Source organism: Pseudomonas sp. PVC-3-1 (genome assembly GCF_057444315.1).
Map to the genome: position 1 here is coordinate 3,951,878 of NZ_CM172023.1, position 14,978 is coordinate 3,966,855.

Sequence of the window (14,978 nt, forward strand, 5' to 3'; positions counted from 1 at the left end):
TACGCCACTGCCAAGGAAGCAATCCAGCTTGCATTCGTGAGCGGGATTCAAATGATTTTGCCGAAACAGCGTCTTAATCCCCGCCGGCAAAGTCCGCAGACTGCTTTCCATTCGAGCGATCGAGTGGTTCGCGGTGCTTCGCCAACGCTCCCACGGACTTCCTGATCGCGCCGCTTGCCGCTGAAGGAGTCCACCATGACCGCCAACGCATCCCCACTGTTCCAGTCCTATTCCCTGGGTGGCCTTGAACTGCCCAACCGCATCGTCATGCCGCCGATGACCCGCTCGCGCGCCAGCCAGCCGGGCGATGTGCCAAACGAGCTGATGGCCGAGTACTACGCCCAGCGTGCCAGCGCCGGCCTGATCGTCAGCGAGGGCACCTGGATTTCGCCGCTGGGCAAGGGCTACGCCTGGACGCCGGGCATCCACACCCCGGCCCAGGTCGCCGGCTGGCGCAAGGTCACCCAGGCGGTGCATGCGGCCGGCGGGCGTATCTTCGCCCAGCTCTGGCATGTCGGCCGGCTCAGCCACATCAGCCTGCTCGACGGCCAGTCGCCGGTGTCCTCGTCGGCGATGCAGGCGGAAGGCGTCAACGTGTTCGTCGCCGAGAACGATGGGACTCCCGGCTTTGTCCAGGCCTCGAAACCGCGTGCGCTGAAAGTGGAGGAAATCCACACCATCGTCGACGAGTACCGCCAGGCTGCGCGCAACGCCATGGCCGCCGGTTTCGACGGCGTCGAACTGCACGCCGCCAACGGCTACCTGGTCAACCAGTTCATTGACTCCAACGTCAACGACCGCACCGACCAGTACGGCGGCTCGCTGGAGAACCGCCTGCGCTTCCTCGCTGAAGTAGCACGGGCGCTGGTGGAAGGTACCGGCGACAAGAGCCGTGTCGGCATCCGCCTGGCGCCGCTGACCACCCTGAACGGTTGCTCCGACGCCGACCCTGAAACCACTTACGTGGCCGCCGCCCGCCTGCTGGGCGAAATCGGTGTGGGTTACATCCACATCGCCGAAGCCGACTGGGACGATGCCCCGCACATGCCCCTGGCGTTCAAGCGTCGCCTGCGCGAAGTGTTCCCCAGCGCGCTGATCTACGCCGGCAAGTACACCGCCGAGCGTGCTGTCGCCGCGCTGGATGAAGGCTGGGCGGACCTGATTGCCTTCGGCCGGCCCTTCGTCGCCAATCCCGACCTGCCCGAACGCCTGCGCCTGGGCGCACCGCTCAATACGCACCAGCGTGAAACCCTGTTCGGCGGCGGCGCCCACGGCCTCACCGACTACCCGCGCCTGACGGCCTGAACGGCATTACTTCCTGCGCAACAAGGCCGTCTCCCGAGGAGACGGCCTTTTTTGTGTTCAGGCCCTTCTACCTTTGCGTTTTTCCCTAGGTGCAAGGAAAAGCCCCGGCGAATCTGCCGGGGCTTGTTGCGACTCAGGCCGCATCAGATCGCCAGGCTGTCCACCACGCCGCCATCCACACGCAACGCTGCGCCGGTGGTCGCGGAGGAGTAGGGCGAGGCGACATAGGTCACCAGCGCTGCCACTTCGTCGACGTCGGCGACGCGCTGGATGATCGAGCTGGGACGTTCGCGGCGGACGAAGGCGTCGGCTTCCTCGCGGGCGCTGCGGCCGGACTGACGCACGGCGTCAGCCACGAGGTTCGCCACGCCTTCGGTGAAGGTCGGGCCGGGGAGGATGGCGTTGACGGTCACGCCGGTGCCCGCCAGGCGCTTGGCCAGGCCATGGGAGACGGCGAGGTTGGCGGCCTTGGTGACGCCGTAGTTGATCATCTGCGCGGGGATGGCGACGCCCGATTCCGAGGACAGGAAAATCACCCGGCCCCAGCCACGCTCGACCATGCCGGGGGTGTAGTGACGAGCCAGGCGCACGCCGGAAAGCACGTTGATCTCGTAGAAGTCCAGCCATTCCTGGTCCTGGGTTTCGTAGAAATCGACATCGTTATAGATGCCCAGGTTGTTCACCAGGATGTCGGCGTGGGGTTCGGCAGCAAACAGTACGTCTGCACCGGCGGCGTTACCCAGGTCCGCGACCACGCCGCGAGCCTTGCCGTTGGCGGCGCGTATGCCGGACACGGCTTCGTCCACCGATGCGGCATTGCGCCCGACTATGACCACGTCGGCGCCGGAAGCGGCGAGCTGGCGGGCGATGCCCAGGCCGATGCCGCCCGTCGAACCACTGATGATGGCGGTCTTGCCGCCGAGATCGATCTGCATGTCTTCAATCCTCATCCAGGAGGCGCGGGATGCGCCGATGATCGTCTGGATATGGCGCCATGCTAGGAGTGGCTTGTAAGATCGTACATAACTTAATTCGACATACTTGAGTCCTTGAGGGTCTATGCTCGATCTCAGACAACTCCGTTATTTCGTCGCCGTGGCCGAAGTCGAGCACGTCGGCAAGGCGGCGGAGACCCTGCACATTTCCCAGTCGCCGCTGAGCCGGCAGATTGCCCAGCTGGAGGAGCGTCTCGGCCTGCAATTGTTCGAACGCAGCCAGCAGCGCCTGCGCCTGACTTCCGACGGGCGCACTTTCCTGCATGAGGCCAAGGCGCTGCTCAAACACGCCGAGCGCCTGGAATCCCTTGGCCGTCGCCTGGGTCGGGGCGAGACCGGCGGGCTGTGCATCGGCTATGTCAGCCACGCCATCCATGCCGGCGTACTGCCCGAGGCGCTGCGCCATGTGCGCGAGGAGCGTCCGGGCATCCACATCGCACTCTATAACCTGTCGGCCCAGGAGCAGTTCGAGGGCCTGCGCCAGCGCAGCCTGGATGTCGCCCTGGTCTGCGAGCCACCGGCGGAGGACGATCCGGACCTGCTCGCCGCGCCAGTGTTCGACGACCCGCTGCACCTCGCCTTGCCGCTGGATCACCCGCTGGCGGACAAGCCGCAGATCGAGCCGGCAGACCTTCATGAACAGGACTGGATCATGGTGGAGGGCCAGTTGCAGCCGAACCGCAGAGAACGTTTCCTCGCCAGTTGCGTGGCGGCTGGCTTCACCCCGCAGATCCGCCTGGAGGCCGCCGAGCCATTGAGCGCTATCGGCCTGGTTTCGGCGGGCCTGGGCCTGGCGTTGATCCAGCAGAGTATCGGTGGCGAGAGCAATCCCAATGTGGTGCTGCGCGAACTGCCGTGGCTGGGGCAGAGCACCGGGCTGTGGGCGGCCTGGCATCGTGTCGACCTGCGTCCGATCGTGGGCGACTTCCGTGAAATGGTGCTGGCGGGCGCCAAGGTCTGAGAGAACGTTGGAAAGGACTTGATGATAATTTAGGTCTCAAGTCTGTCGAATTATGACTTGGACGGTCTCGGTTGGGCGGGCATAGGATTGTCGCCACTGGAGTTCACAAGCGACTCCCCCCAACCCGGAGAACCTCCTGATGAGTCTCAAATCCCTGATCCCCACCCGCCTTGGTTTCGGTACCGCGCCGCTGGGCAACATGTTCCGCAACGTGCCCGTTGAAGAAGTGCAGGCTACCGTGGATGCCGCCTGGAACAACGGCGTGCGCTACTTCGACACCGCTCCGTTCTACGGCGCCGGCCTGTCCGAATCCCGTCTGGGCGCCGCGCTGGCCAACCGCCCGCGTGACGAATACGTCCTCAGCAGCAAGGTCGGTCGCATCATCCTCGACGAACTGGAAGACCCGGCGGCCCGCGAACTGGGTGAGAAAAGCGGCCTGTTCGAACACGGCAATCGCAACCGCATCGTCAACGACTACAGCGCCGACGCCACCCTGCGCTCCATCGAGGACAGCCTGAAGCGCCTGGGCACCGACCGCCTGGACATCGTCTGGATCCACGACATCGCCCAGGACTTCTACGGTGACGAGTGGCTGACCCAGTTCGAGATCGCCCGCACGGGTGCGTTCCGCGTGCTCACCCGTCTGCGTGAAGAAGGCGTGATCAAGGCCTGGGGGCTGGGCGTGAACCGCGTCGAGCCCATCGAACTGACCCTGGACCTGGACGAACCGCGTCCCGATGGCTTCCTGCTCGCCGGTCGCTACTCGCTGCTGGACCATGAGCGCGCGTTGCAGCGGGTCATGCCGCAGGCGGTGGAGCAGGGTGTCGGCATTGTCGTCGGCGGGCCCTACAGCTCCGGCGTGACCGCCGGTGGCGAGCACTTCGAGTACCAGAAGGCCAGCCCGGCCGTGCTGGCCAAGCTGGAGCGTATCCGCGCCGTGGCTCGTGACCATGGGGTGGACGTGAAAGCCGCCGCGCTGCAGTTCGCCCTGGCCCATCCGGCCGTGGTCGCGGCGATCCCCGGTGCGACCCGCCCGCTGCACGCCAACCAGGACCACGCTGCGCTCAGTGCCGTCATCCCTGCCGCGTTCTGGAGCGACCTGCGCGCCCAGGGCCTGATCAGCGCGCTGGCCCCCGTACCTGCCGCTTGAACCTTCGCCGCCGGGCCTTTTGGCCTGGCGCTCCACCACGATCATCGAATCAATGGGGCGAACGCCCCGGGAGAAACATCATGGCCAAGGCCACAGCATTCATCGACCTCAATTCCGATATCGACCAGGTCTGGCAACTCATTGGCGGCTTCGATTCGCTGCCCGACTGGCTACCGTTCATTCCGCAGAGCGCGCTCAGCGAGGGTGGCCGTGTGCGCACCCTGAAGAGTGTCGCCGGCGAAACCATCATCGAGCGCCTGCTGGACTTCAACGAAGCTGAGCGCAGCTACAGCTACACCATCCTCCAGGGGCCGGCGCCGGTGCGCGACTACCAGTCGACCCTGCGCGTGCTGCCGGGTGCGGAGGCTGAAGGCGTGCGCGTGGAGTGGTTCGGCTCCTTCACTCCCGAAGGCATCAGCGATGCCGAAGCCTCTGCCCTGTTCACCGGCATCTATGTCGATGGCCTGGCGGCACTGAAGCAGAAGCTCGAGGGCTGATCGCACCCTGCAAAAAGCCCCTTGTCCGGCGTGCGGACAAGGGGCTTCGTCATTCTGCCGCGAGGGCTACCAGAATCCCCCGGCGTGCCGTTCGGAGGCGTAGTCCAGATGCAGGGCGAAGGAGCTCTGGAAGAATTCCAGCAGGCGGGTATCGAGCACCATCTCGTTGAGCGAGGCGAGCGATCCGATCACCTGCTGCACGTCGGCCTCGGTCTCCCCGCAGCGATTTTCGTGGCATAGCCGCTGGGTCTGCGGGTCGGCGCTGATACGGCAGATGCACTCGGCGTCGTGGCAGGAATGGCGGACTTTCAGGCGCAGTTCCGGCAGGTCGCGGCGGCCGTCCAACAGCTCCACGCTGCATTCCAGGCCGTGTTCACGGGCAAATTCGCTGGCGCGGGCGAAGGCGGGCAGGGCCACCTCCACCAGGGCGCTCTGGTAGTCGTTGGCGAAACGCTCGGGGTCAACGCTCATCCGCAGTCTCCTGTGCTCGTTGCACGATTCCCCGGGCATGGACATCCGAGGGGGTTGTGTCATGGACCACGGAATTCGCGGCTTGCGCGAAGTATCAGCGGGTTTTCCGCCAGGCGGTTGGCTGGCCGCGGGGCTGCGGCCCGGCCTGGTCGGTAGCCCAGCGCTCTGGAACGCAGACGGGTTGCGCCAGGCGTACCGCCAGTGACGCCGTCCGGCGGCAGTCGGGGTAGGATGGCCGTGCCTATGCTTTGCTCCAATGAGCCAGGGGAGCTCGGATTTCATGCCAGAGACCATTGCCAGCACCGCCCAACTCGTCGAAGACGCGCGCTACCGCCTGCTGGTCGAGGCGGTGACCGATTACGCGATCTACATGCTCGATCCCGATGGCAGGGTCAGCAGCTGGAGCTCCGGGGCGCAACGCCTGAAGGGCTACGCCGCCGACGAAATCCTCGGCGAGCACTTCTCGCGCTTCTACACCCCGACGGATCGCGCAGCCGGTCTGCCAGAGCTGGCCCTGGACGAGGCGGCGCGGGTCGGTCGCTACGAGAGCGAAGGCTGGCGCCTGCACCGCGACGGCAGCTCGTTCTGGGCCCACGTGGTGATCGACGCCATCCGCAATACTGCCGGCGAGTTGCTGGGGTTTGCCAAGATCACCCGTGACCGCACCGAGCAGCACGAGACCGAGCAGGCCCTGCGGCGCAGCGAACAGCAGTTCCGCCTGCTGGTGAACGGTGTTACCGACTATGCGCTGTACATGCTCGACCCCGAGGGCAACGTCGCCAGCTGGAATTCCGGCGCCGAGCGGATCAAGGGCTACCACCCCGAAGAGATCATCGGCCGCCGTTTCGACTGCTTCTACTGCGACGAAGATCGCCTGGGCGGCGTACCCGAGGCCAGCCTGAGCACTGCGCTGGCCGAGGGACGCTATGAGGAAGAGCGTCTGCAGATGCGCAAGGACGGCTCGCGCTTCTGGGCCAACATCGTCATCGACCCGGTGTTCGATGACACCGGCAAGCTGCTGGGATTTGCCAAGATCACCCGCGACATCACCGATAAGCGCCGTGCCCAGGAAGAGTTGGAGCGTGCCCGTGACGAGCTGATCCAGTCGCAGAAGATGGAGTCCCTCGGCCAGCTCACCGGCGGCGTTGCCCACGACTTCAATAACCTGCTGACAGTGATTCTCGGCGGGCTGCAGCTGCTGGAGCGGCAGTTGCCCAAGGACAACGAGAAGGTCCAGGCCATCTGGCGCAACGCCCTGGAGGCGACCCGCCGCGGCGCCCAGCTGACCCAACGGATGCTGGCTTTCGCCCGCAAGCAGCGGCTGTTCCCGCAGCCGATCCAGCTGCCGGCGCTGCTGCAGGACATGAGCGAGCTGCTGGTCAGCTCCCTGGGCCCGACCATCAGCCTGGAAACCCGCTTCCCGCTGCAACTGGACTGCGTGCTGAGTGACCAGAACCAGTTGGAACTGGCGATCATCAACCTCGCCACCAACGCCCGTGATGCCATGCCCAGTGGCGGCAGCATCACCTTCTCGGCGCGCAACGCACAGGTCGGGCCGCGGCAGAGCGGCAAGCTGGCGCCGGGGGATTACGTGTGCCTGGCGGTCACCGACTCAGGGCAGGGCATGGACGAGGACACCTTGCGACGCGCTGCCGAGCCGTTCTTCACCACCAAGCCCACCGGCAAGGGCACGGGGCTGGGGTTGTCCATCGTCCATGGCCTGGCCCAGCAGCAGGGCGGAGCGCTGCTGCTGCGCAGCTCGCCGGGGCTGGGCACCACGGCGGAAATCTGGCTGCCGGCGGTGCGGGTGAAAGCGGAGCCGGAGTTGCCCAGCGTCGCGCGAGTAGTGCCGGCACCGCCCACCCTCGACGAGCCGATCGGTTTGCGGGTACTGGTGGTGGACGACGATGCGCTGGTGCTGGCCGGCACCAGCGCGCTGCTCGCGGACTTGGGCTGCCAGGTGGCGCGCAGCGAGTCGGCGCGCGCCGCCATGCAGTTGCTCGAGCAGTCGAGCTACGACCTGATGATCACCGACTTCGCCATGCCGGACATGGACGGCATGCTGCTGATCCAGCATGTGCGTCAGGCATATCCGGCATTGACCTGCGTGCTCACTACCGGGTACGCCGGGCGCCTGGATACCCTGGCCGAGTCGGTGATGCGCCTGCCCAAACCGTTCGACCGCGACCAGCTACTGGCCCTGCTCCTGATGGTAAAGGGCGCCGACAGGTAGAAAAACCGAACCTCCGCGAGCGCGGTGCGCCCAAAGTTGACCGCCCGCGCTATCGGAGGATTTGCCATGAACACCACTTTCCACGCCCAACGCCCCGATCCGCAGGAGGCTCCGCCGGATCGCGAAAGCCAGATTCCCGAGGACTTCCCCGAAGAGGTGCCCATGCAGCAGCCTCCGGAAGAGCCGGTGCCACGACCGGAGCAATGAGCCTACTGGTATGCCTGTCGCGTAGCAGCGGACTTCATCCGCGATCGGCCTGACCTTCGTGCGGGCGCGCCCCGTGTCTGCTCGACGGCCGGCAGGTTCAGACCGGCCTGCCGGCCGGATCGAGGAAGAGTCCGCTCCTGAGTGAAAGTACTGTGCTCGGCTTTGCCCTCACCCTAACCCTCTCCCAAGAGGAGAGGGGACTGTTTGGTGCAGGATGAAACCTTTGCGTCAGTGGGCTCGGACTGCTCCCTCTCCCTCCGGGAGAGGGCTGGGGTGAGGGGATGCATAGGTACGGACTTACCAGAGAAAGACAGTTGCTCCTGCACTCATGAACGCGACCTGCGAGGGGTGAGTTACTCCTGCAGATACTCCCCCGTCCCCATCATGGTCTGTCCCCACAATTCCAGGAAGGCGAAGGCGGTGGTCAGCAGGGCGAGAAATCCCAGCCCCAGGATGCAGCCTGAATAGAAGGCCGCGCTGCGCTGCGTCAGGCGCATGTAGATGGGCAGGCCGATGAACAGCAGCCAGCCCGAATACAGCGTGGCCGCCCCGGCGGCGAGTAGCAGCAGCCAGCGCGATGGCAGCAGGGCGGCGAGCCCGGCCAGCATCAGGGGCAGCGCCACGGCCGTGGAAAAGCCCATGCTGCGGTTGAGGTCGGGGCGCACGTCGGTGCGGAACAGCACCCAGCGGGTCAGGTACGCGATGATCACAATCCCCGCCACCAGGCCGGCATAGCACCAGAAGGCGAGAAGCGCGCCGCTGGCAAGGCTGAGTAACTGGGTTTCCTCATTCCCCGGCAGGCGCCAGCCAACCTGGGTAGTGCCGATGAACAGGCACACCGCCGGTAACAACGGCATCAGCAACCAGAGCGGCAGGTAGGCTGCCGGGTGCTGGTCGGCGTTGTCGCGCAGTTCGTGCCAGGCCGTTTCCGGGTGGGTGAAGAAGTGGGTCAGGGGAAAGGTCATGGCGTCCTCCTCGGGCCTCGTGGATAAGCATCAGTGGCGGGTTCGCCGGTCCGGGCGCAAGCCTTCCTCGACTTCCATTTCGATGAGCGAGCCGGGGTCTTCGTTGCCTGGGTCGTTGATCTGCGAGCTGACCAGCTCGGGATCGTCGATCGCCGGATCGAGGTCGCCTTGTGGCATCAACCCCTCGCCGCGATCGCGGCGGTCGAGCAGCGGCAGCAACTGCTCGTGGAACTCCTGCTGCTGCGCTTCGGAAAGCGCGGCGAATCCGTGGTTGAGGATGTAGCGGGCAAGGATCTCCTGGCTGCTGTCGACCTCCAGCGCACCTTCTTCGAGCAGGCGGCGAAGCCCCTCGGAGCGTTCTACGTCGCGATGATCATTCCAGCCCATCATTCGTCACCTCTTGTGTCTGGCGAGCAGTGAGTGACCGGCGCCCGTTTTCATGGGTGCCTTCACGAATGACTGGAGCGCGCCGCGCGGTGTTCAGTGCGAGGGACGAACGGTTCGGCGCCTGGACGATGGTCCTTCTGGTTGAACCTTGGGCCTCGGGCGGGGCCTGCCGGGAGAGGGGCAATTTCCTGCCCCGTGAGAAGGGGCCGGGTCATGTCTTCATTGCTCAGTGTTTTCTGGATCGCCGTGGCGACCATCATCGTGTTGCTGGATCTGTGGGCGATCCTCAGCATCTTCCGCAGTGACAAGGGCGTTAACGCAAAGGCGCTATGGTCCCTGCTGATTGCCATCCTGCCGGTGCTGGGGCTGGTGATCTGGGGGATTGCCGGGCCGCGCGGGCTCGCCCAGGAGCCGCCGTTGGACTGACTGGCAATGCCTGCTGACGGGGGCCATCGCATTCCGGCATGGCCGGCATCGACCTATGGTATTGGCCGCGCGCGGCGCACGGCTCTTAGGATTTCGCCCGTCTCCCCTGACAATGAGAACAACAAGTGGACCTGGGTAAAATCCTGCGCCGCAGTGCGCTTTACTGGCCTGACCGCGAGGCCGTGGTCGATTCACGTCATCGCATCACCTTCGCCGATCTCGAACGCCGTACCAATCGCCTGGCCTCCGGGCTGCTCACGCTGGGACTGGAGCAGGGCGCCCACGTGGCGATCCTGGCGCCCAACCGGGCCGAACTGGTAGAGGCGGAAGTCGCCCTGTACAAGAACGCCATGGTGAAGGTGCCGATCAATGCGCGCCTGGCCGCCGATGAAGTGCTTAGCGTGCTGAAAGATTCACGCAGCCAGGCGGTGATTGCCGATGCCTCTTTCGCCACGCTGATCGACCAGCGACGTGCCGAACTGCCGGATCTGAAACTGATCGTCCCGCTGGCTGCCGAAGGCGCCGATGTGCCTTACGGGGCGGTGCTTGAGCGTGGCTGCGATGCTCACATCAGTTGCGACCCGGCGGACGACGCCCTGGCGGTGCTGCACTACACCTCTGGCAGTTCCGGCGTGCTCAAGGCCGCCATGCTCAGTGTCGGCAACCGCAAGGCGCTGGTACGCAAGAGTATCGCCAGCCCGACGGGCCGTTCCGGCCCTGGCGATGTGATGGCCCATGTCGGCCCGATCACCCATGCCAGCGGCATGCAGGTCATGCCGCTGCTTGCCGCCGGCGCTTGCAACCTGCTGGTGGAGCGCTACGACGACCGCCTGCTGCTGGAAACCATACAGCGCGAACGCGTCACCCGGCTGTTCCTGGTGCCGGCGATGATCAACCGGCTGGTGAACTTCCCCGGGGTGGAAACCTACGACCTGAGCAGCCTGCGCCTGGTTATGTACGGCGCCGCGCCCATGGCCCCGGCGCTGGTGCGCCGTGCCATGCAGGTGTTCGGGCCGATCCTCGCCCAGGGCTACGGCGCCGGCGAGACCTGTTCGCTGGTCACGGTGCTTACCGAACAGGACCACATCGCGGCGCTGGATGATCCCAAACGCCTGGCCTCCTGTGGCCGCTGCTACTTCGACACCGACCTGCGGGTGGTCAACGAGGACTTCGAGGATGTGAAGCCCGGGGAGATCGGCGAGATCGTCGTGCGCGGGCCGGACATCATGCAGGGCTACTGGCAGGCGCCGGAGCTCACTGCGGAGGTCATGCGCGAGGGCTACTACCTCACCGGCGACCTCGCCACGGTGGACGAGCACGGCTACGTGTTCATCGTCGACCGCAAGAAGGAAATGATCATTTCCGGCGGCTTCAACATCTACCCGACCGAGGTGGAACAAGTGCTCTACAGCCTGCCGGAAATCTTCGAAGCGGCGGTGGTGGGCGTGCCCGACGAACAGTGGGGCGAGGCGGTCAAGGCAGTGGTGGTGCTCAAGCCCGGCATGCAACTGGACGAGGCGCGGATCATCGAGCTGTGTGCCGCGCAACTGGCCGGTTTCAAGAAGCCGCGCAGCGTGGACTTCGTCCGCGAGCTGCCGAAGAACCCCAACGGCAAGGTCGTGCGCCGCCTGGTGCGCGAAACCTACTGGCAGCACCAGGAACGTCGGATCTGAGAGGGAGAATGACCATGCACGCGATTCAACCCGGCGCCAAGGCACAGGCGATCATCGACGACCTGCGCGGCTTCATCCGCGAAGAACTGCTGCCGCTGGAGCAGCGCGAGGGTATCCGCTTCGGCGAGAAGCACCCGCGCGAACTGCTGCGCAACCTGTGGAAGCGTTCCTGCGAGCGCGGCTTCTACAACATCATGCTGCCTGAGGAGCTGGGGGGCGCCGGTCTGGGTATTGCCGACCTGTGCGCCGTGAAGGAGGCCGCGGCCAGCAGCGGCGCGGTATTGGCCGCTCACGTATTGGGCGAGCTGAGCGGTCCGCCGCGGGTGGGCCATCTGTTCCGGGTGGCCAGCCAGGAGCAGATCGACCACTTTCTGCGCCCGGTGTGCCGTGCCGAGAAGGCCGTGTGTTTCGCCCTGACCGAGGCTGAGGCTGGCTCCGACGCCACGGCGATCAAGACCAGCGCGCGTCTGGAGGGTGATCACTACGTGCTCGACGGCGCGAAACGCTATATCTCCGGCGCGCCCTACGCAGACTTCGCCGTGCTGCTGGCAGTGACCGGGCCAGGCAAGGGTGCCGAGGGCATCTCGGCGTTCTTCGTCGACCTCGCCGCGCCCGGCGCGCAGGTGGTGTCCGATTACCAGGCCATGTCCGGCCCCGGTACCCACGGTGACATCCTCCTCGAAGGGGTTAAGGTGCCGGTGGCGCACCGCATCGGCGAGGAAGGCAAGGGCTTCAAGCTTGCCATGGGGCGCATCACCCTCAACCGCCTGCTGCACTGCGCCACCATGCTTGGCATGGCGGAGCTGGCGCTGAACCTGTCGGTGGACTACGCCCGCTCTCGGGTGCAGTTCGGCCGGCCAATCGGCATGTTCCAGGCGGTCAGCCACATGATTGCCGACATGGCCACCGAGCTGTATGCCGCGCGCAGCATGATGTACGCCACGGCGGCCAGCTACGACGCGGGCGGCGACATCCGTACCCAGTCGTCGATGTGCAAGGTATTCAGCTCGGAAACCGCCTTCCGCATTGCCGACCGTGCGGTGCAGGTGCACGGCGGCGCCGGCTTGATCAACGGGCATCCGGTGGAGTGGCTGTTCCGCGCCACCCGTATGATGCGCATCCTTACCGGGACCAGCGAAATCCAGCGCAACACCATCGCCAAGGGCATCCTGATGCCCGATTGACCGGTGGGACGTGGAAGCGCGGACGCAGCACCCGACAAGAACAAGAGAGATCAGCGACATGCAAGATTCTTCTGCTAAAGAGAATGCCTACCAGCCCCGCCGAGCCTGGACGGTCGCCTTTCTGCTGGCGGCGATGATGCTGGTGAACTTCCTCGACAAGGTGGTCACCGGTCTGGTTGCGGTACCGATGATGAAGGAGCTGAACCTGACTCCTGCCGAATTCGGTCTGGTTGGCGGCAGCCTGCACTGGCTGTTCTCCATCTCCGCGGTGGTGGGCGGCTTCCTCGCCAACCGCCGCTCCACCCGCTGGCTGTTGCTGGGCATGGGGGCCTTCTGGGCACTGGTGCAGTTACCGATGCTCTATGCCACTTCGCTATGGACGTTGGTGGCCTGCCGGGTGTTGCTGGGCGTGGGTGAGGGGCCGGCGTCGCCGGTCGCCACCCATGCGCTGTACAAGTGGTTCCCCGACGAGCGCCGCAGCCTGCCGGTGGCGCTGCTGCATTCGGGCAGTGCCATGGGCCTGCTGATCGCCGGGCTGATGATTCCCTGGATCAGCACGCACTACGGCTGGCGCAGCAACTTCGCGGTACTGGCGATCTTCGGCGCCATCTGGTGCGTGGCCTGGTTCTTCTTCGGACAGGAAGGGCGGCTGGGCGAGACGCCACGCGGGCAGGGCTCTGGCGAGCGTCTGCCGTACCGTCGCCTGTTGGCTGACAGCACGGTGCTGGCGAACTATTTCTGCCACTTCGCCGCCAATTGGTCGTTGGCGCTGACCTTGACCTGGGTGCCGGCCTACCTGGAAAGCGGCCTGGGCCTGAGCGCCATGAACGCTGGGCGGCTGTTCGGGTTGTTCGTCCTGGTGACCATGCCGCTGAGCCTGTTCATGGCGTGGTTGTCGCAGCGCATGTTGCGCGCCGGTCTATCGTCGCGGATCGCGCGGGGTGTGTTCGTCTCGGCATGCCTGGTGGCCAGTGGCGTGCTGTCCATCAGCCTGTTGACGGACCTGCCGGTGGCGCTGCGCATGACCTACATGACCCTGAGCGGCGGCCTGGCGCTGGTGATGTACTCGGTGGGCCCGGCAATGCTGGCGGAAGTCACGCCCACCGCACAGCGGGGCAGCATCCTGGCGATTGGCAATGCCTTCGCCTCGCTGGCGGGGCTCAGCGCCCCTATCGTCACCGGCTTCCTCGTGCAGCGCTCCGGTGGCCTGGATGGTGCCGGCTATGCCCACGGCTTCGCGGTCAGCGGCGTACTGCTGGTGGTCGCCGGTCTGGTCGGGTTGGCCTGGCTACGCCCACAACGCTCGCGGGCACAGCTCTCCGGCGAACTGGCCGCTGCCGGTTGACGATGCGGGGGCTGGCGGTCAATCGTCCAGATTGACCGCTGGCAGAGGCGAGCGCTCGATCAGCTCGCCTTTCCACGTTCCGTTGCGCACCGCTTCCACCAGCAGTTCGCGCACCAGGTCGTGCACGCACGAGGCCGCGAAGCTCAGTGGCTTATGCGCCGAGTGGGCGATGGAGATGGTGCGTTCGATCTGCGGCTCGACGATGCGCCGCGCCAATGACTGCGAGCCCACCTCGATTGGCGGCCAGTTGCTGATGGACGCCGCCAGCCCGCTGGTCACCAGGCCTGTGATGCCGTAGGCGGACTGCTGCTCGTACTTCACATTCAGCTCAAGCCCCGCGGCCATGGCCGCCTGCTCGATGCGCCGGCGCAGGTGCATGCCGCGCGGCGGCATCACCAGTGGCTGGCTCAGCGCCTCGGCCAGGGTGATGCTCTCTCCCTCGCTTCCCAGCGGCATGCGCCCGACCCAATAGAGCTGCTCGACGAAGATCGGCTCGGCGACCACTCCTTCGAGTTCCTCGGCATTGGGCACGATGCCGAAATCGACCTTGCCCAGTTCGATGGCTTCGCCGCCTTCCTTGCTCAGACCGTCGCGCACCACCAGGTCGATGCCGGAGAACTTCTCCTGCACGCGCTGGATGATCGCCGGCAGCAGCAGGGCGGAGGTGGTCACCGGGATGGCCACCGACACCCGCCCGCGCGGGTCGCCCCGGCTGGACATCAGCTCGTCCTTCACCGAATCGATCTTCTGCACCACCGAGCGGGCCACCTCGTAGAGGCGCCGGCCGGCGTCGGTGAGATCGACGCCGTCGTGCTGGCGCAGCAGCAATTGCACTTCCAGTTCGCTCTCCAGCATGCCGATCTGCCGGCTGAGCGCCGGCTGGGCGATATAGGCCTTGCGGGCGGCGGCGGAAAAGCTACCGGCCTCGGCGATGGCGATCAGGTAACGCAACTGCTTGAGGGTCATCGTCGTGCCTTGTCCGGCCATGCCGGTTTGATATGGGGTCCATCTGAAGACGATATTTGTTCGTCGGCAGAGGGCTATTTAGTATCGAGCCATCCCCGCAAATCAAGGGCCGGTAACGATAAGCCAACAATCCGCAAAGTCTTCTGGAAGTTCATTCGAAGAATAATTCTTCTAATACAAATACCCAGATAATACAAACACCTACGCTCGATA

At 65.5% G+C, this 14,978-nt stretch carries 15 protein-coding genes; 10 read left to right on the plus strand and 5 right to left on the minus strand.

The features are described from left to right. Positions 1-195: 195 nt before the first annotated feature. On the plus strand, positions 196-1,305 hold the full coding sequence (locus tag AC2T4A_RS18460) for an alkene reductase (RefSeq protein WP_486741466.1): 1,110 nt from the start codon (positions 196-198) through the stop codon (positions 1,303-1,305). A 143-nt stretch (positions 1,306-1,448) separates the two neighbouring features. Here AC2T4A_RS18460 and AC2T4A_RS18465 read toward each other — a convergent pair whose 3' ends face one another. Then, the gene (locus AC2T4A_RS18465; protein WP_486741467.1) at positions 1,449-2,240 is read right to left on the minus strand and encodes an SDR family NAD(P)-dependent oxidoreductase; all 792 of its coding nucleotides are present in this window, start codon (positions 2,238-2,240) and stop codon (positions 1,449-1,451) included. Between the two features lie 124 nt (positions 2,241-2,364). On the opposite strand from AC2T4A_RS18465, the gene AC2T4A_RS18470 reads away from it, so the two are divergent. The 3 genes from AC2T4A_RS18470 (at position 2,365) to AC2T4A_RS18480 (ending at position 4,908) form a co-directional block, all read left to right on the plus strand. Continuing rightward, complete coding sequence (locus tag AC2T4A_RS18470) at positions 2,365-3,261, plus strand: LysR substrate-binding domain-containing protein (RefSeq protein WP_416749569.1); 897 nt, start codon at positions 2,365-2,367, stop codon at positions 3,259-3,261. 139 nt (positions 3,262-3,400) lie between these two features. Next, on the plus strand, positions 3,401-4,411 hold the full coding sequence (locus AC2T4A_RS18475) for an aldo/keto reductase (RefSeq protein ID WP_486741468.1): 1,011 nt from the start codon (positions 3,401-3,403) through the stop codon (positions 4,409-4,411). Between the two features lie 80 nt (positions 4,412-4,491). Further along, positions 4,492-4,908 carry an SRPBCC family protein gene (locus tag AC2T4A_RS18480; RefSeq protein ID WP_416749573.1) on the plus strand — a complete coding sequence of 139 codons (417 nt, stop codon included), beginning with the start codon at positions 4,492-4,494 and terminating at the stop codon, positions 4,906-4,908. 66 nt (positions 4,909-4,974) lie between these two features. Here the strand turns inward: AC2T4A_RS18480 and AC2T4A_RS18485 are convergent, their stop codons facing one another. Beyond that, positions 4,975-5,379 carry a hypothetical protein gene (locus AC2T4A_RS18485; protein WP_478379118.1) on the minus strand — a complete coding sequence of 135 codons (405 nt, stop codon included), beginning with the start codon at positions 5,377-5,379 and terminating at the stop codon, positions 4,975-4,977. Positions 5,380-5,659: 280 nt separating this feature from the next. Between AC2T4A_RS18485 and AC2T4A_RS18490 the strand changes: the two genes are divergently transcribed. Further along, positions 5,660-7,612 (plus strand): hybrid sensor histidine kinase/response regulator, encoded by a 1,953-nt coding sequence (locus AC2T4A_RS18490; protein WP_416749576.1) that lies wholly within the window; start codon positions 5,660-5,662, stop codon positions 7,610-7,612. 66 nt (positions 7,613-7,678) lie between these two features. After that, positions 7,679-7,819: a hypothetical protein gene (locus tag AC2T4A_RS18495; RefSeq protein WP_416749578.1), complete on the plus strand. Its 141-nt coding sequence runs from the start codon at positions 7,679-7,681 to the stop codon at positions 7,817-7,819. A gap of 353 nt (positions 7,820-8,172) precedes the next feature. On the opposite strand, the gene AC2T4A_RS18500 is transcribed toward AC2T4A_RS18495, so the two are convergent. Next, on the minus strand, positions 8,173-8,784 hold the full coding sequence (locus AC2T4A_RS18500) for a Yip1 family protein (protein WP_478379119.1): 612 nt from the start codon (positions 8,782-8,784) through the stop codon (positions 8,173-8,175). A 30-nt stretch (positions 8,785-8,814) separates the two neighbouring features. After that, complete coding sequence (locus AC2T4A_RS18505) at positions 8,815-9,174, minus strand: hypothetical protein (protein WP_486741469.1); 360 nt, start codon at positions 9,172-9,174, stop codon at positions 8,815-8,817. 210 nt (positions 9,175-9,384) lie between these two features. Here AC2T4A_RS18505 and AC2T4A_RS18510 point away from each other — a divergent pair, with 210 nt between their 5' ends. The 4 genes from AC2T4A_RS18510 (at position 9,385) to AC2T4A_RS18525 (ending at position 13,799) form a co-directional block, all read left to right on the plus strand. Beyond that, positions 9,385-9,597, plus strand: a complete 213-nt coding sequence (locus tag AC2T4A_RS18510) for a PLDc N-terminal domain-containing protein (RefSeq protein WP_486741470.1) — start codon at positions 9,385-9,387, stop codon at positions 9,595-9,597. Between the two features lie 125 nt (positions 9,598-9,722). Next, positions 9,723-11,270 (plus strand): AMP-binding protein, encoded by a 1,548-nt coding sequence (locus AC2T4A_RS18515; RefSeq protein ID WP_486741471.1) that lies wholly within the window; start codon positions 9,723-9,725, stop codon positions 11,268-11,270. A gap of 14 nt (positions 11,271-11,284) precedes the next feature. After that, positions 11,285-12,454: an acyl-CoA dehydrogenase family protein gene (locus AC2T4A_RS18520; RefSeq protein WP_478379123.1), complete on the plus strand. Its 1,170-nt coding sequence runs from the start codon at positions 11,285-11,287 to the stop codon at positions 12,452-12,454. A 58-nt stretch (positions 12,455-12,512) separates the two neighbouring features. Then, positions 12,513-13,799 carry an MFS transporter gene (locus AC2T4A_RS18525; protein WP_416749590.1) on the plus strand — a complete coding sequence of 429 codons (1,287 nt, stop codon included), beginning with the start codon at positions 12,513-12,515 and terminating at the stop codon, positions 13,797-13,799. Between the two features lie 18 nt (positions 13,800-13,817). Here the strand turns inward: AC2T4A_RS18525 and AC2T4A_RS18530 are convergent, their stop codons facing one another. Beyond that, the gene (locus tag AC2T4A_RS18530) at positions 13,818-14,765 is read right to left on the minus strand and encodes a LysR family transcriptional regulator (protein WP_478379125.1); all 948 of its coding nucleotides are present in this window, start codon (positions 14,763-14,765) and stop codon (positions 13,818-13,820) included. Between the last annotated feature and the right edge of the window lie 213 nt (positions 14,766-14,978).

What these genes read in the sequence shown, in the direction of transcription:
- AC2T4A_RS18520 (WP_478379123.1), top strand. Translation starts at nt 11,285, where the DNA reads ATGCACGCGATTCAACCCGGCGCCAAGGCACAGGCGATCATCGACGAC.
- AC2T4A_RS18510 (WP_486741470.1), top strand. Translation starts at nt 9,385, where the DNA reads ATGTCTTCATTGCTCAGTGTTTTCTGGATCGCCGTGGCGACCATCATC.
- AC2T4A_RS18470 (WP_416749569.1), top strand. Translation starts at nt 2,365, where the DNA reads ATGCTCGATCTCAGACAACTCCGTTATTTCGTCGCCGTGGCCGAAGTC.
- AC2T4A_RS18460 (WP_486741466.1), top strand. Translation starts at nt 196, where the DNA reads ATGACCGCCAACGCATCCCCACTGTTCCAGTCCTATTCCCTGGGTGGC.
- AC2T4A_RS18505 (WP_486741469.1), bottom strand. Translation starts at nt 9,174, where the DNA reads ATGATGGGCTGGAATGATCATCGCGACGTAGAACGCTCCGAGGGGCTT.
- AC2T4A_RS18530 (WP_478379125.1), bottom strand. Translation starts at nt 14,765, where the DNA reads ATGACCCTCAAGCAGTTGCGTTACCTGATCGCCATCGCCGAGGCCGGT.
- AC2T4A_RS18495 (WP_416749578.1), top strand. Translation starts at nt 7,679, where the DNA reads ATGAACACCACTTTCCACGCCCAACGCCCCGATCCGCAGGAGGCTCCG.
- AC2T4A_RS18475 (WP_486741468.1), top strand. Translation starts at nt 3,401, where the DNA reads ATGAGTCTCAAATCCCTGATCCCCACCCGCCTTGGTTTCGGTACCGCG.
- AC2T4A_RS18465 (WP_486741467.1), bottom strand. Translation starts at nt 2,240, where the DNA reads ATGCAGATCGATCTCGGCGGCAAGACCGCCATCATCAGTGGTTCGACG.
- AC2T4A_RS18485 (WP_478379118.1), bottom strand. Translation starts at nt 5,379, where the DNA reads ATGAGCGTTGACCCCGAGCGTTTCGCCAACGACTACCAGAGCGCCCTG.
- AC2T4A_RS18480 (WP_416749573.1), top strand. Translation starts at nt 4,492, where the DNA reads ATGGCCAAGGCCACAGCATTCATCGACCTCAATTCCGATATCGACCAG.
- AC2T4A_RS18490 (WP_416749576.1), top strand. Translation starts at nt 5,660, where the DNA reads ATGCCAGAGACCATTGCCAGCACCGCCCAACTCGTCGAAGACGCGCGC.
- AC2T4A_RS18525 (WP_416749590.1), top strand. Translation starts at nt 12,513, where the DNA reads ATGCAAGATTCTTCTGCTAAAGAGAATGCCTACCAGCCCCGCCGAGCC.
- AC2T4A_RS18500 (WP_478379119.1), bottom strand. Translation starts at nt 8,784, where the DNA reads ATGACCTTTCCCCTGACCCACTTCTTCACCCACCCGGAAACGGCCTGG.